Consider the following 15773-nt stretch of genomic DNA (forward strand, 5'->3'; position numbering starts at 1 on the left):
TTGAATGTTTCCTTTTTATCTTATTCCCATTCGATCGTCGCATTGGGTTTCGGAGACATATCGTAGCAAACGCGGTTGACGTTTTTGACTTCTTTTAGAATGCGGTCCGTAATCTTCATTAGGATATGCCAATCGACGGGTTCGATAGTAGCCGTCATGGCATCTACCGTATTGACGGCACGGATGATAACAGGCCATTCAAAGGAACGTGCATTGTCGCGTACACCTACGGATTTGAAGTCAGGCACAACGGTGAAATACTGCCAAACTTTTTTGTCTAATCCGGCTTTTTGGAATTCTTCACGCAGGATGGCATCCGCTTCTCGAACCGCTTCCAGTCTGTCGCGTGTGATAGCACCTAAGCAACGCACTCCTAAACCTGGACCGGGGAACGGCTGGCGGAAGACCATTTCGTAAGGCAAGCCCAATTCGAGACCGCAAGCGCGAACTTCGTCCTTGAACAACTGGCGTAATGGTTCGACCAATTCGAATTTCAGGTCTTCGGGCAGACCACCTACGTTGTGGTGGGATTTCACCATCTTGGCTGTCTTTGTACCGCTTTCCACGATATCGGGATAGATAGTACCTTGCGCTAAGAAGTCGATGCCATCCAGTTTGCGTGCCTCTTCTTCAAAGACACGGATAAATTCGCCACCGATGATTTTGCGTTTTTCTTCCGGATCGGCAACGCCAGCCAGCTTATCTAAGAAACGATCGGTAACGTCTTTATAAATCAGGTTTGCATTCAACTGGTTCTTGAAAACTTCAACGACGTTTTCCGATTCACCTTTACGCATTAGACCGTGATTTACGTGTACGCAAACCAACTTGTCCCCGATAGCTTTCAGAAGCAATGCGGCAACAACGGAACTATCGACTCCGCCAGAAAGTGCCAACAATACCTTTCTGTCACCGACCTGACGTCTTACCAGTTCGATTTGGTCATTGACGAAGTTCGTCATGTTCCAGTTCGCTTCGGCTTTACAAGTGTCGAATACGAATGTTTTTACCGATTCTTTGATTGCCTCCATGTCACTGGAGAATTCATTTAATTTTACTTCGCAGAGAGCCTTGTCATGGCCGGCTGCCATAACAGGGATTCCAATCGAATAGATTCCCGGATTTACATCGATGGCGACACCGTCGATTACATTGTTAGGACCACCGTTGATGATGATACCTTTTACATTCGGAAGTGCTTTGAGTTCTTCAACCGTAATGTCGTGCGGATAGATTTCGCTATAGACACCCAACGCGCGGATTGCTCGTGCCAACACAGTGTTTTCATGACTGCCCAAATCCAGGATAACAATCATATCTTGTTTCATACGATTCTTTATTTTTTATTGGTTTTACATTATGTATACTTGAAATGCGGATATGGAATTTTACTCCCACTCGATTGTTGCGGGCGGTTTTGAGCTGATGTCGTAGACAACGCGGTTTACTCCTTTGACTTTGTTGATGATTTCGTTGGACACTTTCGCAAGGAATTCGTATGGGAGTTGCGCCCAGTCAGCCGTCATGGCATCCGTCGAGGTTACAGCACGCAAAGCAACCGTATTTTCGTAGGTCCGTTCGTCCCCCATAACACCTACGGACTGGATCGGGAGGAGAATCACTCCGGCCTGCCAGATTTTGTCGTACAAGCCCCATTCACGCATCAGCGACATATAGATATCGTCGGCCTCTTGCAAGATTCGTACTTTTTCCGGGGTGATATCACCTAAAATACGAATACCTAAACCGGGACCGGGGAACGGATGACGTTTGATCAGATGTGGTTGCATACCTAACTCCATACCGACACGACGTACTTCGTCTTTGAACAGAAGGCGTAGCGGTTCGACCAGTTTCAGGTTCATTTTGGCAGGCAGACCGCCTACATTATGATGGCTCTTGATAACAGTTCCGGTAATGGATAGCGATTCGATTACGTCCGGATAAATGGTACCTTGACCTAACCATTTTATATCTTTCAACTTGTGGGCCTCTTCGTCAAACACATCGATAAAACCTTTGCCGATGATCTTACGTTTCTTTTCAGGTTCGCTGACACCTGCCAGTTCCTTATAGAATTTCTCTTTGGCGTCGACTCCGATCACGTTCAGTCCCAAGTGTTCGTAATCTTTCAACACGTTTTCAAATTCATTCTTGCGCAACAAGCCGTGGTCGACGAAGATGCAAGTCAGGTTCTTGCCGATAGCCTTGTGTAGCAGAACAGCCGTAACCGAAGAATCCACACCGCCGGAAAGCGCTAAGATTACTTTGTCGTCTCCCAATTGTTCTTTCAGTTCGGCAACGGTCGATTCGATAAAGGAGGCCGGTGTCCAGTCTTTGGCGCATCCGCAAATATTCAGGAAGTTGTTTAATAATTTAGTACCGTCTGTCGAGTGGAATACTTCCGGGTGAAATTGTACGCCCCAGGTTTGTTCACCTTCCACATGATAGGCAGCTGCTTTTACATCGTCCGTGCTGGCGATTACTTTGAAGTTTTCAGGAAGGACCGTGATGGTGTCTCCGTGTGACATCCAGATTTGTGAACCTACATTGATGCCTTTCAGCAATTCGTCTGTATTGTCGATATACGACAGATTGGCACGTCCGTATTCGCGGGAGTCGGCCGGTTCAACGTTTCCACCGGATGTATAAGCCAGGAATTGGGCTCCGTAACAGATTCCCAATACAGGATATTTACCGCGTATTTCACTTAAGTCAGCTTTGAACGCATTGGCGTCATATACGGAATAGGGACTTCCGGAAAGGATTACGCCTTTTACACCTGTAGCATCGTGGGGGAATTTGTTGTAGGGGACAATCTCGCAATACATATTCAACTCACGGACTCTACGCCCGATTAATTGAGTTGTTTGCGAGCCGAAATCAAGAATAATAAGTTTCTCGTGCATGCAAATTATTATTTAATTGAGTGGCACAAAGGTAGGAATAATATTCGAAATTTAAATCATTTTTCATACCTTTGCGTGTTCATTTTTAATCGTAACCGTATGGATGCTGAAAAGAAAGAGACAAAAGAAATAAATAAGATGTCATTGCTGATCATGGCAGTGGTTGTGTTATTGTTGATTATCGCCGGTGCTGCCTACTATATTTTCCATCAGAATCAGCAGATGGAGGACTTGGAGCAGGCTTATGTTCTGGATAAGGAATCATTGGAAGACGAATTTAACGAATTGTCTCTCCAATATGAAGGATATAAATTTAATATAGGTAACGACTCCTTACTGAATCTATTGTCTACCGAGCAAGCTAAAGTACAACGCTTACAGGAAGAACTTCGTACTGTAAAGGCGACAAATACGAAAGAGATTGCCCGTCTAAAGAAGGAATTGCAGACATTGCGTAAGATCATGCGTAATTATGTAGTTCAGATCGACTCTCTGAATCGTGCTAACGAACAATTGAAAGTTGAAAAGAATGAAGCGGTAAAGAAATACAAGCAGGCTTCTTCTACGGCTACCACTTTGAAGAAGGAAAAAGAGAAACTGACGGAACGTGTCACATTGGCAAGCCGTTTGGATGCGACGGGTATCAATGTAACTCCTGTCAATGGTCGCGGAAAAAAGGCAAAGGTGATCAAGAAGATGGAACAATTTGTCGTTGACTTCCGGATCAGCAAGAACATTACGGCTCCAGTCGGAGAGAAGACGATCTATGTGCGCATCATGAAGCCGGACGACGATATCCTGTTGAAGAGCCGTGCCGATGTATTTACCTTCGAAGGAAAAGAAATCAATTACTCCATGAAGAAACTGGTCGAATATGACGGTGAGGAATTGCCGGTTACGATGTACTGGAATATCGAAGAATTTCTTTCTCCGGGTACATATCGGGTCGATATATTTGCGGATGGCAATTTGATCGGCCGTAAAAGTTTCACACTCGAAAAATAGCAATGGAAACAGATGTCCATTTTGCGCGACTACTTGCCGACCTTCCGGAAGCCCTCGTCTGTGATGAAGCTTTTCTCGGCGAACTGGCAAAAAACGCAAAGTTGATCTCCGTGAAGAAAGGAGATTATCTGTTGCGTACAGGTGAGTTGTGTCAGGATGCCTATTTCATCAACAAAGGTCTTTTCATCAATTTATATGTAAACGAGAACGGTAATGAATGTGTCACCGGTTTTGCGGCTGATAATATGTTTCCGTTCCTTTCCGCCATTGGCTATTTTACCAAGCAACCTTCTGAATTTGAGATTAAGGCGCTTGAAGCCGGCGAGTTGCTCTGCTTTTCCCGCGATCATATCGAGAGCCTTTCGTTCCGTTATCCTTTGTTTGCATCTTATTATCAGAATATCATGCTGACGATCATCTATAAACTGGATGTTCTGTTGGCCGTTCGCCTCTCTTCCACAGCGGAAGAGTTCATCCAGTTTCTCTACACGAACTATGCCTGGATGATCAACCGGGTTCCCGATAAGTATATCGCCCATTATATGGGAATTAGTAATGCCTGGTATTGCAAGTTGAAGCGGAAAGTCCTCTCATTCACTAGGACAGAATAGGTGGCGGAACAAGTTTCATGGGCATGGAACTGTATTTTTACTGGTGGGAAACTATATTTTCATCGGTGGGAAACAACGGTTTCTTCAGGATGAAACCATGTGAAACTATATGCTTGTGAACGTATAAGAAAGCAGTTATTGAATTAGTTCAATTGTATATTTAAAGCGAACCAGTACTTTTGCACCGTTTAGGAAAGAATCCGAATAAAACAAGATAAAGATGAAGAGATTTGTCGTATTAGTTGCATTACTGGTTTCGTCGGGCTATGCAAGTGCCGGGCGTACGTTGACGCTGGAGGAATGTCGTGAATTGGCTATTCAGAACAACAAAGAGTTGAAGATCTCGGGAGAAAAGATTAAAATGGCCGGCTATGAGAAAAACGCCGCTTTCACCAAATATTTTCCTCAACTATCGGCGACCGGAGCGTATATGTGGAACCAGAAAGATATCAACCTCTTAGATATGGGAGCGTTGAGCACTTCTATCGGAGGGGCTCTCGGACCGATCGCCCAGTTACCCGTGTTTGGAAAGTTGATGGAAGGGGTGGACGACTTGCAACACCTTGACATCCAGAATATCTGGGTGGGAAGCGTTTCACTTGTGCAACCTGTGTTTATGGGGGGCAAGATTATCAATTACAATCAGATTACCAAGTACGCCAAGCAATTGGCCGAGTCGATGAATGACCAGCAACTGCAGGATGTCATCTGTAAAACCGATGAAACCTATTGGCAGGTGATTTCTTTAGTAAATAAGAAGAAGTTAGCTGATGCCTATGTCGATTTGCTCCGTAAGACCGATCATGATATGACAGCGATGATCAATGAGGGAGTAGCGACCGAAGCCGACGGACTCTCCGTCAAAGTCAAACTGAACGAGGCAGAGATGGCACAGACGAAAGTCGATAACGGTCTGGCTCTTTCCCGCATGTTATTGGCACAGATATGCGGGTTGCCCTTAGAAGACCCGCTTGTTTTAGCAGATGAAGATATCGAAAGTTTTCTGACAGAGCCTTCCGTTACGGCGGCCGATGTGAACGAGGCCTTTATGAATCGTAACGAGCTGAAGAGCCTTGACTTGGCGACTAAGATTTATAAGAGGAAGGAACGGATTGTTTTGTCGGATATGTTGCCGAATGTGGCATTTATGGCAAACTACTTGGTCACGAACCCTAATTCCATGAACGGCTTCAAAAACGAATTTGCCGGGATGTTCAATGTCGGTGTAATGGTGAAAGTTCCGCTTTCCGGCTGGTGGGAGGGCAGTTATAAGCGCAATTCGGCTCGTGCCGAGACACGCATCAAGTCTTTGGAGTTACAGGATGCACGCGAGAAGGTGGAATTGCAGGTCAATCAATCCGTTTACAAGGTCAATGAAGCAAACAAGAAGCTGATCGTTTCCACCCGCAATATGGAGAATGCGGAAGAGAATCTTCGTCATGCCAATCTCGGATTTGAGGAAGGCGTAATCCCGGCTCTTAACCTGATGCAGGCGCAGACGGCTTGGGTGTCGGCGCGTTCCTGCCTGATAGATGCACAGATAGAGGTGAAATTGACGGAAGTCTACTTGACGAAAGCGATGGGAAAGCTGGGGGATGAGCTCTCTGGAAGAACCAGGAACGCGGATTAAGTGGATGAACACGGACTTGATACTTTTGAGGACACTATCTAAATCATACAATCATAAATCTCAAATTATAAACTCATGAACGAGAATAAAAAATACTCAATCAATAATATGTTATTGGCATTTATCACATTCTTAGGTGTGGTCGGATTAGTTGCATTAACCGGTTTCTTTTTACTGACGCCGCCGGATGATATCATCATGGGGCAAGCGGAGGCTACGCAAGTTCGTATTTCGGGAAAAGTTCCCGGACGAATCGAAGCATATCGTTTCAGTGAGGGCGACAAGGTGAAAGTGGGTGACACGCTTGTCTTCCTGGATACGCCCGAAGTTCTTGCCAAGCTTCAGCAAGCGGAGGCTGTACGTCGTGCCGCTGAAGCTCAGAACGCAAAGGCTATTAAAGGTGCCCGTGCACAAGAGATAGCTGGAGCATATGAAATGTGGCAGAAGGCGAAGGCTGGATTGGATATTGCCCAGAAATCATATACGCGCGTACAAAACTTGTTCGATAAAGGGGTAATGTCTGCCCAGAAACGCGATGAGGCAGAAGCCAGTTACAAGGCAATGGCCGCTACTGAGAAAGCTGCCAAATCCCAGTATGATATGGCTGTAGACGGAGCCCGTGTGGAAGATAAGGCCGCGGCTGCCGCTCTCGTAGGGCAGGCTGCCGGAGCGGTTGCCGAAGTGGAATCCTACTTGAAGGAAGCGGCACTTGTCTCACCGATCGACGGGGAGGTGTCCGAACGTTTTCCTGAAGTGGGCGAGTTGGTCGGTACGGGTGCTCCGATTATGAATATCACCGACCTTAACGATATGTGGGTGACCTTCAGTATCCGTGAAGATCATCTGAAAAACATCAAGATCGGTACCGAATTAGACGCTTTTATCCCGGCGTTGGATAACCGGCCGGTCAAACTGAAAGTTTATTATATGAAGGATATGGGAACTTATGCCGCCTGGAAAGCGACAAAAACGAACGGACAGTTTGACTCCAAGACATTCGAGGTGCGTGCCCGTCCAATGGAAAAGGTGGCCGACTTACGTCCTGGAATGTCGGTCATTAAGAAATTGACAATTGATAATTGATAATTAAAGAACAAGGTTAAATGAATAATGAAAAATTAAATAGTACCCCAAAATTGTCAATTGCAAAGCGTGAGATATTCAGGATTTGTAAAGACCCGGTCTACTTCTTTTGTATGTTGGTGGCTCCCACTATCTGTGTGGTCTTTTTTCTTTCGTTGATGAAGGAGGGTTTGCCTACCGATATGCCTGTTGCGGTAGTAGATCTGGACGGCTCTTCCAACTCCCGTAACTTAGCCCGCCAGTTGGATGCATTCGAGCAGACGAAGGTGATGCTGACAACCGTCTCGTTTGAGGAAGCTCGCCAGGCTATGCAGGAAGGGAAAGTTTATGGTATTTTTTATATTCCGAAGGACTTTGGTGTGGATGCGACAGCTGGTCGGCAGCCTAAGCTGTCGTTCTATACGAACGGTACTTATCTTATTGCTGCATCTCTGTTGTTTCGGGATATGAAAACCATGTCTGTCTTAGCAGGTGCTTCGGTCGGGCTTCAGACGGGGCTGGCGCATGGCTATACTGAAAACCAGATCATGGCGCAGCTCCAGCCGATCGTGATCGATACACACGCGATCGGGAATCCTTGGCTTAACTATTCGGTCTATCTGAATAACACACTTTTGCCTGGTGTTTTGCAATTGATGATTTTTTTGGTGACGGTATTGAGCATCGGTTCCGAGATTAAATACTCGACGGCCCGCGAATGGTTGCAGATGGGTGGAAATTCGCTTACGGTGAGCCTCATAGGGAAGATATTCCCTCATACGGTGATTTTTACGATTGTGGCATTCCTGTATGCGGTGGCCTTGTATGGGTTTAATTCGTTCCCGTTGAATAGTGGCTGGTTACCGATGCTGTCAGCTCTATTTCTGCTGGTGATTGCTTCGCAGGCGGTCGGGATTTTCATGATAGGGGTGTTGCCGACTTTTCGTTTAGGGTTGAGCTCTGCTTGCCTATTCGGGATGATCGCTTTTTCTATCGTCGGATTTTCTTTTCCGGTATTGAGGATGGACCCTACTTTGCAGGCACTCTCCAACCTGTTTCCTCTCCGGCACTATTTTCTGATCTATGTCGACCAGGCTTTGAACGGAAGGCCTTTCTTTTATAGCTGGGCTGAATATGCCTGGCTTATGGGTTTTCTCGTTTTGCCTTTCCTGATTGGAAAAAACTTGAAGAACGCATTGTTGTACTTTAAATATATTCCGTAAAACAGAAAGTAATGAAAAGAGAATATCGTTTACGAGATATGATCAAGGAAGGGATCTTGGACATCTTTTACATTTGGAAGGATGAATTGAAAAATGTCTTCAAAGACGAGGGCGTGCTGATCTTCTTTTTCCTGGTGCCTTTTGCCTATCCGTTGCTTTATTCCTTTATTTATAATAATGAAGTGGTACGCGAGGCGAAGATGGTGGTTGTGGACCAGTCCGATTCCTATCTAAGTCGCGAGTTTACCCGTCGTGTGAATGCTACGCCCGATGTCAGGGTAGTCGCCGTCTCGACGGATATGGAGGAGGCCAAGCGGATGCTGGACAGGAAGGAAGCCTATGGAATCCTTTATTTCCCGACCGAGTTCAGTAAGAATTTGCATACGGGCAAGCAGACGACGGTTCCCTTGTATTGCGATATGAGCAGCCTGCTGTTTTATAAAGCGTTTTTGCTGGCGGCAACGGAAGTATCACTCGACTTAGGGAAAGAAATACGGATGCATAATGCTCCGGGTGCATCGGCAAAGCAGGAGGAAATAACGGTCAATCCGATTCCTTATGAATCCGTGACCCTCTTCAATACGCAAAACGGCTTTGCCAGTTTTTTAGTTCCGGCTATCCTTATTTTAGTTATCCAGCAAACACTGGTTTTAGGGATCGGTATGTTAGGGGGGACAGCACGTGAAAAGAACCGCTTCCACAGCCTTGTTCCGATTAGCCGGCATTTCAACGGGACGTTGCGTATCGTGTTAGGCAAGTCTCTGACCTATATCTTGATTTATGTAGTTGTCTGCATCTGGGTATTAGCCGTCGTGCCGAAACTCTTCTCCCTGCCTCAAGTGGGTGATCCGGTTACGATCTTGCTGTTCATCCTGCCGTATCTGTTTGCTTCGATCTTCTTTGCCATGACATTGTCCGGTTTTATGACTACCCGAGAGGCGCCTATGCTAGTGTTTGTCTTTACATCTGTGATCTTGTTATTCATATCCGGAGTCTCCTGGCCGAAAGAAGCGATTCCTCCGTTCTGGCAGGCTATAGGATATCTGTTTCCTTCGACACCGGGGATTCAGGGATTCATCCGTATCAATACATGTGGGGCGGCATTGAATGAGGTGGTACATGAATATCATACGTTATGGATTCAGGCAGGTGTCTATTTCGTACTGGCCCTCGTGATATATCGCTTTCAAATTATTCGTAGCCGGAAAATGATTATAAAGCAGCATAGGTATATGAAGATGAAGCAGACTTTTTAATGGTATTCCTCTTATGGCTTCTCTTGTCGTCCTCTTAAGAGGTTGGTAAAAGAAGATAAGAAGGTTTTATGACTCCGTTTTGATGATTTTAACGTTATTATGTTAGAATCCACCGAATATAGTTTTACTTTTGTAGAAATTCTCAAAGCAAACTTAATTTTTTAGTACTATGCAGAACAGACGTGAGTTTTTAAAGCGGGCTTCGTTAATGCTCGCAGGGGGGATAGTGATGCCTCAGTTGTTAACATCTTGTGCCGGTAAAGCCTCAGCTTCCGAGTCCTCCAAGTATATCGGGCTTCAGCTATATTCTTTAAGAGACCTTGTAAAAGAAGAAGGAATCCAGAAGGTATTGGAAACGGCTTCGAAAATGGGCTATAAGAATCTTGAAACAGCTAGCTATGACAATGGCAAGATCTATGGTTTGGCTCCTGCTGAGTTCAAGAAGATGGTGAATGATTTGGGCATGAAATGTACGAGCGCTCACTTAGGACAAGCTTTCACAAAGGAAAAAGAAGCTGAAGTGATGAGTTGGTGGGATCAGGCTATCGATGCCCACAATGAATTAGGTGTCAAATACATGGTTCAGCCGTGGATGCCGGTTACCGACCAGACGACTTTGGACGATTTGAAGATGTATTGCGACTATTTCAATACCGTTGGCTACAAGACGGCAGCCGCCAGCATCGCATTCGGTTACCATAACCATGCTTTTGAATTCCGTAAAATCGGAGATCAATTGATTTACGACTTCTTGTTAGATAATGTAAGTCCGAATCATGTATTTTTTGAAATGGATGTGTATTGGGTACAGGAAGGCGGTGGTGATCCGGTTGCTTACCTGAAGAACCGTCCGAGCCAGTTCAAGGCTGTCCATATCAAAGACGAAAAGGAAATCGGCGCCAGTGGTAAGATGAACTTCAAACCTATTTTTGACCAGATGTACGCAAATAATATCAAAGATTGGTATGTTGAAGTCGAACAGTATACCCAAAACGATCCGGTTGCCAGCGTCCAGCAGAGCTATGATTATCTGAACAAGGCGGATTATGTGAAGTAAGACGTTTTTGTATAAGTTTTTTAGGCACAGGTTACATCAATTGTAATCCGTGCCTAATTTATTTAAGAGATCTTGATTGCATTCATAAGGTTGTCCCAATCCTTCGCCAAAGCCGTCATGTCCGGATAAAGTAGATCGGCGCCAGCATCGAGTAAAATTCGGTCGTCCAAAGGACCAGTATTGACTGCTATCGTGAAGATCCCTGCAGCTACTCCCGCTTGTATGCCCATCGGGGCATTCTCTACGACAAGAGCTTCATAGGGTTTGACTCCTGCCTTTTCCAATCCCATCAGATAAGGTTCGGGATGAGGTTTGCCTAACTTCACGTCAAAGGCCGTCACCATCTTTTCCCGTTTGAAATAGCCTGGGTAGGTATGTTCCAGCTTGTTGATTAAGCTGTGTTGTCCGGAACCGGTTACGACAAGTGTTTGCAAGCCGGAGGCTTTTACTTTTTTCAGTACTTCGGCCGCTCCTTGCATTGCCTTTCCATCGTTATATTGATTGAACAAGATAGCTTTTTCTTCATAGATGGATTTCTTTTCCTCATCGGTCGCATCTCGCAGGAAAGTTTTTTGATACAATTCGTTGATCGTGCTTTCACCCGTCCGGCCTTCATACAGGTAGAATAGTTCCGGGGTGGAGATCAACTGGTGGTGGGTAGCCGTTTCGTACCAGGCACGGGCATGAAAACGCATGGAATCGTAAAGGACACCATCCATATCGAAAAGTACGGCCTTGGGAGAAAATAAAACTTGTCGCTGTTTTTGCAGATATTGGGCGATTGCTTCTTGAATCATTTTTAATTGCTTGCTAATAGATATTTTTCAGGCACGATCCTTTTGAAGGAGAGTCGTGCCTGAAAAATTTTTATATTATGTGATTGTTGGCTACAACCGTGCGCGGATCGCTTCGCTTTCCTTTTCGTAACCCGGTTTGTTCAGCAGGGCAAACATGTTCTTTTTATAGGCTTCTACACCTGGCTGGTCGAACGGATTTACTCCCAACATGTAACCGCTGATGCCGCAGGCTCTTTCAAAGAAGTAGAATAGCTGGCCGATGTAGTAAGGGCTTACTTCCGGCATTGTGATCTTCAAGTTAGGAACACCGCCGTCCACGTGAGCCAATTGAGTACCTAATTCTGCCATCTTGTTCACTTCGTCCACACGTTTACCGGCGAGAAAGTTCAAACCGTCCAGATTTGCTTCGTCGGTTGGGACGACTACTTTGTGGTTCGGCTCTTCAACAGAAATAACAGTTTCGAAGATCGTGCGTTCACCATCCTGGATCCACTGGCCCATAGAATGCAGATCGGTTGTCAGATCGACGGAAGCAGGGAAAATACCCTTACCGTCCTTGCCTTCGCTTTCACCGTACAACTGTTTCCACCATTCGGCGATGTAGTGGAGTTTCGGATGGAAGTTGGCGAGGATTTCAACCTTCTTGCCGCTCTTATATAATTCGTTACGGGTAGCAGCATAGATTTCTGCCATATTTTCAGCAAAAGGAACGCTTACGTCTGTTGCTTTTTCCATCGAAATAGCTCCGGCAACCAAATCGCGGATGCTGATACCGGCAACGGCAATAGGTAACAAACCAACTGGAGTCAGTACGGAGAAACGACCGCCGACGTTGTCGGGAATAATGAATGTCTTATAGCCTTCCTGGTCAGCCAGCGTGCGGAGAGCGCCTCTTTTGGCGTCTGTGATGGCGACGATACGGTGTTTGGCTTCTTCTTTGCCGACTGCGTCTTCCAGTTGCTTTTTCAGCATGCGGAAAGCTAAGGCCGGTTCGGTAGTCGTACCGGATTTGGAGATATTGATCAGACCGAACTGTTTGCCTTTCAGGATTTCGCAAAGTTCATACAAGTAATCTTCACCGATATTGTGTCCGGCATATACTAAAACCGGATTTTTACGGTTCGTATGTAACCAGTCGAAGCTATTGTTTAATGCTTCTACCACTGCTTTTGTTCCTAAATAGCTACCGCCGATACCGATGGCGACAATAACTTCACATTTGGAACGAAGTACGTTAGCTGTATTTTCGATGTCTGTCAGTTCAGCATCTGTAATAGAAGAGGGGAGGTGCAACCAACCTAAAAAGTCGTTACCTGCACCATTACCATTTTGTAAAGTGGCATTACATTCGTGGGCCTTTGCAGCCTGAGCATACACCTGTTCTTTCGTCACAGTACCCAGCGCTTTGTCAATGTTAAGACTGATGTTCTTCATATTTACATTATTATTTAAATGTTTCAGTCAACTGCCGTATCGCGGTAGTCGGCGATTTCTTTTCGTATAGAATACTATATAAAGTATCCAAGATCGGCATGTTTACTTTATATTTTTCGTTTATCTCCCGAATACATTTTGTCCCGTAATATCCTTCGGCGATCATCTCCATTTCGAGCTGGGCTATTTTGACGGAATAACCTTTCCCGATCATGGTCCCGAACGTACGGTTCCGGCTGAAGCGAGAATATGCGGTTACCAGAAGATCACCGAGATATACCGAATCTGTCACATCCCGTTCCAGGCCATGTACGGCGTTGAGGAAGTTACGCATCTCTTCGATCGCGTTGCAGATGAAAACTGCCAGAAAATTATCTCCGTACTTCATACCGTGGCAGATACCTGCGACGATAGCATATACGTTTTTCAATACGGAAGCATATTCAATACCTGTAACATCCTTGCAACAGGAGTTGTTCAGATACTGGTTCTTAAATACGGAGGAGAAAGCTCTTGCATTCTCGATATTAGGGCAAGCCAGCGTGATATAGGACAACCGTTCGAGAGCGATCTCTTCGGCATGGCACGGACCGCCGATGACAGCGATATTGTCAATCGGGACATTGTAGTATTCGGCAAAATAATCGGCTACGAGCATGTTTTCGTCCGGAACGATTCCTTTGATGGCCGAAATGATGAATTTGTCTTGCATGGAGGTCGTCACCTTCATCAAATGTTGTTTCAAAAAAGGAGAAGGGGTGGCGAAAATCAAAGTGTCCGAATCTTTGATTACTTTGTTGATATCCGTGTAGAATTTGATTTTGTCAGTATCAAATTTGACGGCGGAAAGATAGCTGGGGTTATGTCCCAACAACAGAAACTCTTCTACTTGGTCTGGCCGACGCATATACCAGTTAATACTATCTTGTGTAGAAAGTACAATCTTGGCCAAGGCGGTAGCCCAGCTACCACCTCCCATTATTGCAATTTTTCCGGGCAACTTCATAGTATTACTCTTATTTGGCTGCGCCTGCAATCCATGCCTCTACTTCTTCGGCAGTGGGGTTTTGCAATTCCAGTTTGTATTTCTTATTCATTTCGCAGAGTTCCTGTCTCAGCTTGTTGGGATTAGCATCTACCAACGTGTCGGTTGTGAGATATCCGGCTTTATGTAAAGCAGGAACCCATGCTTCATCGATACCCAGTGCGACATATTTGTCTGCGGTGTCTTTCTTAACTGTCTTTTCCGGGCGCATCTGCGGGAAGAGCAACACTTCTTGAATAGTCGTTTGGCCAGTCATCAACATCACCAGACGGTCGATGCCGATACCGATACCAGACGTCGGAGGCATACCGAATTGCAGTGCACGCAAAAAGTCCTGGTCGATGAACATCGCTTCGTCATCTCCTTTTTCGCTCAGGCGCAATTGCTCTTTGAAGCGCTCTTCCTGATCGATCGGATCGTTCAGCTCACTATAGGCATTTGCCACTTCTTTACCGTTGATCATCAATTCGAAACGTTCGGTCAATCCAGGTTTGCTCCGGTGCATCTTGGTTAGCGGACTCATCTCGACCGGGTAGTCGATAATGAAAGTCGGCTGGATAAACGTGCCTTCGCAGAATTCACCGAAGATTTCATCGATCAGCTTGCCTTTACCCATTGTTTCATCGATTTCAAGGTTCAAATCCTTGCAAATCGTGCGTATCTCGTCTTCGCTCTTGCCATTCAGGTCGTAACCTGTCTTTTCCTTGATGGCATCCAGAATCGGCAGACGGCGGTAAGGAGCCTTAAAGTTGATGGTCTTGCCGTCGACTACACTTTCACATGTACCGTTGACGGCGATACAGATACGTTCCAATAGCTGTTCGGTGAAGCTCATCATCCAGTTGTAGTCCTTATATTGGACATAAAGTTCCATACAGGTAAATTCCGGATTGTGGGTGCGATCCATACCTTCGTTACGGAAGTTTTTACCGATTTCGTAGACACCTTCGAAACCTCCGACGATCAATCGTTTCAGATACAGTTCGGTAGCAATACGCAGATAGAGGTCGATATCCAGCGAGTTATGGTGCGTAATGAACGGACGTGCGCTTGCCCCTCCGGGGATGGATTGCAGGATCGGAGTTTCCACTTCCGTATATCCAGCTTCGTCCAGCGCGGTACGCATGGTCTTGATAACTGCCGCACGTTTCATGAAAATATCCTTTACGCCATCATTGACCACCAGGTCGACATAGCGTTGGCGATAACGCAATTCCGGATCGTTGAATCCATCGTATGCTACACCGTCTTTGTATTTGACGACCGGTAGCGGCTTGAGTGATTTGGATAATACCGTTATCTCTTGTGCATGGACGGAAATTTCGCCCATCTGTGTACGGAATACGAAACCTTTGATTCCGACAAAGTCGCCGATATCGAGCAATTTCTTGAAAACAATGTTATACAGATCTTTATTTTCTTCCGGGCAAATGTCGTCACGAGAGATATAAACCTGTATTCTGCCTTCTGAATCCTGCAATTCCATGAAGGAAGCCTTTCCCATGATGCGGCGGCTCATGATGCGACCGGCAATACTTACAGGGCGGGGCTCTGCATCGTCTTTAAAATTCTCTTTTATCTCTTTGGAAAATGCATTCGTTACATACTCAGCTGCGGGATAAGGTTCTATCCCCATCTGACGTAACTGCTCCATGCTGTTACGTCTTATGATTTCCTGTTCACTCAGTTCTAATAGATTCATTACGCTATTATTTTGTATAATACGGCGCAAAAATACAAAACT

Annotated in this window: 13 protein-coding genes; 7 read left to right on the forward strand and 6 right to left on the reverse strand. The window is 45.5% G+C overall.

The window, feature by feature from the left end:
• Positions 1-20: 20 nt before the first annotated feature.
• Both guaA (NQ542_RS02295) and guaA (NQ542_RS02300) read right to left on the reverse strand, forming a co-directional pair.
• The gene (gene guaA / locus NQ542_RS02295) at positions 21-1328 is read right to left on the reverse strand and encodes a glutamine-hydrolyzing GMP synthase (protein ID WP_005640161.1); all 1308 of its coding nucleotides are present in this window, start codon (positions 1326-1328) and stop codon (positions 21-23) included.
• 60 nt (positions 1329-1388) lie between these two features.
• Positions 1389-2909 (reverse strand): glutamine-hydrolyzing GMP synthase, encoded by a 1521-nt coding sequence (gene guaA / locus NQ542_RS02300; RefSeq protein WP_005640163.1) that lies wholly within the window; start codon positions 2907-2909, stop codon positions 1389-1391.
• Between the two features lie 99 nt (positions 2910-3008).
• Here guaA (NQ542_RS02300) and NQ542_RS02305 point away from each other — a divergent pair, with 99 nt between their 5' ends.
• From NQ542_RS02305 to NQ542_RS02335, 7 genes are all read left to right on the forward strand, one after another.
• Positions 3009-3914 (forward strand): hypothetical protein, encoded by a 906-nt coding sequence (locus NQ542_RS02305; protein ID WP_005640165.1) that lies wholly within the window; start codon positions 3009-3011, stop codon positions 3912-3914.
• Positions 3915-3916: 2 nt separating this feature from the next.
• Entirely contained in the window at positions 3917-4525 is a 609-nt protein-coding gene (locus NQ542_RS02310; protein ID WP_005640167.1) for a Crp/Fnr family transcriptional regulator, read from the forward strand.
• A 220-nt stretch (positions 4526-4745) separates the two neighbouring features.
• The gene (locus NQ542_RS02315; protein WP_005640169.1) at positions 4746-6155 is read left to right on the forward strand and encodes a TolC family protein; all 1410 of its coding nucleotides are present in this window, start codon (positions 4746-4748) and stop codon (positions 6153-6155) included.
• Between the two features lie 75 nt (positions 6156-6230).
• Positions 6231-7238, forward strand: a complete 1008-nt coding sequence (locus NQ542_RS02320; protein ID WP_005640171.1) for an HlyD family secretion protein — start codon at positions 6231-6233, stop codon at positions 7236-7238.
• 20 nt (positions 7239-7258) lie between these two features.
• Positions 7259-8440 (forward strand): ABC transporter permease, encoded by a 1182-nt coding sequence (locus tag NQ542_RS02325; protein ID WP_005650331.1) that lies wholly within the window; start codon positions 7259-7261, stop codon positions 8438-8440.
• An 11-nt stretch (positions 8441-8451) separates the two neighbouring features.
• Positions 8452-9696 (forward strand): ABC transporter permease, encoded by a 1245-nt coding sequence (locus NQ542_RS02330; RefSeq protein ID WP_005640176.1) that lies wholly within the window; start codon positions 8452-8454, stop codon positions 9694-9696.
• Between the two features lie 169 nt (positions 9697-9865).
• A complete protein-coding gene (locus tag NQ542_RS02335) occupies positions 9866-10753 on the forward strand; it encodes a sugar phosphate isomerase/epimerase family protein (RefSeq protein WP_005640179.1) in 888 nt (295 codons plus the stop codon).
• Positions 10754-10815: 62 nt separating this feature from the next.
• Here the strand turns inward: NQ542_RS02335 and NQ542_RS02340 are convergent, their stop codons facing one another.
• The 4 genes from NQ542_RS02340 to lysS form a co-directional block, all read right to left on the reverse strand.
• Entirely contained in the window at positions 10816-11550 is a 735-nt protein-coding gene (locus tag NQ542_RS02340) for an HAD-IA family hydrolase (protein WP_005640180.1), read from the reverse strand.
• A 90-nt stretch (positions 11551-11640) separates the two neighbouring features.
• Positions 11641-12984, reverse strand: a complete 1344-nt coding sequence (locus NQ542_RS02345) for a glucose-6-phosphate isomerase (protein ID WP_005640182.1) — start codon at positions 12982-12984, stop codon at positions 11641-11643.
• A 10-nt stretch (positions 12985-12994) separates the two neighbouring features.
• On the reverse strand, positions 12995-13990 hold the full coding sequence (locus tag NQ542_RS02350) for an NAD(P)H-dependent glycerol-3-phosphate dehydrogenase (RefSeq protein ID WP_005640184.1): 996 nt from the start codon (positions 13988-13990) through the stop codon (positions 12995-12997).
• A gap of 10 nt (positions 13991-14000) precedes the next feature.
• Complete coding sequence (gene lysS, locus NQ542_RS02355) at positions 14001-15731, reverse strand: lysine--tRNA ligase (RefSeq protein WP_005640186.1); 1731 nt, start codon at positions 15729-15731, stop codon at positions 14001-14003.
• Positions 15732-15773 lie beyond the last annotated feature (42 nt).

It is taken from the genome of Parabacteroides merdae ATCC 43184 (assembly GCF_025151215.1).
Classification (GTDB): Bacteria; Bacteroidota; Bacteroidia; order Bacteroidales; family Tannerellaceae; genus Parabacteroides; species Parabacteroides merdae.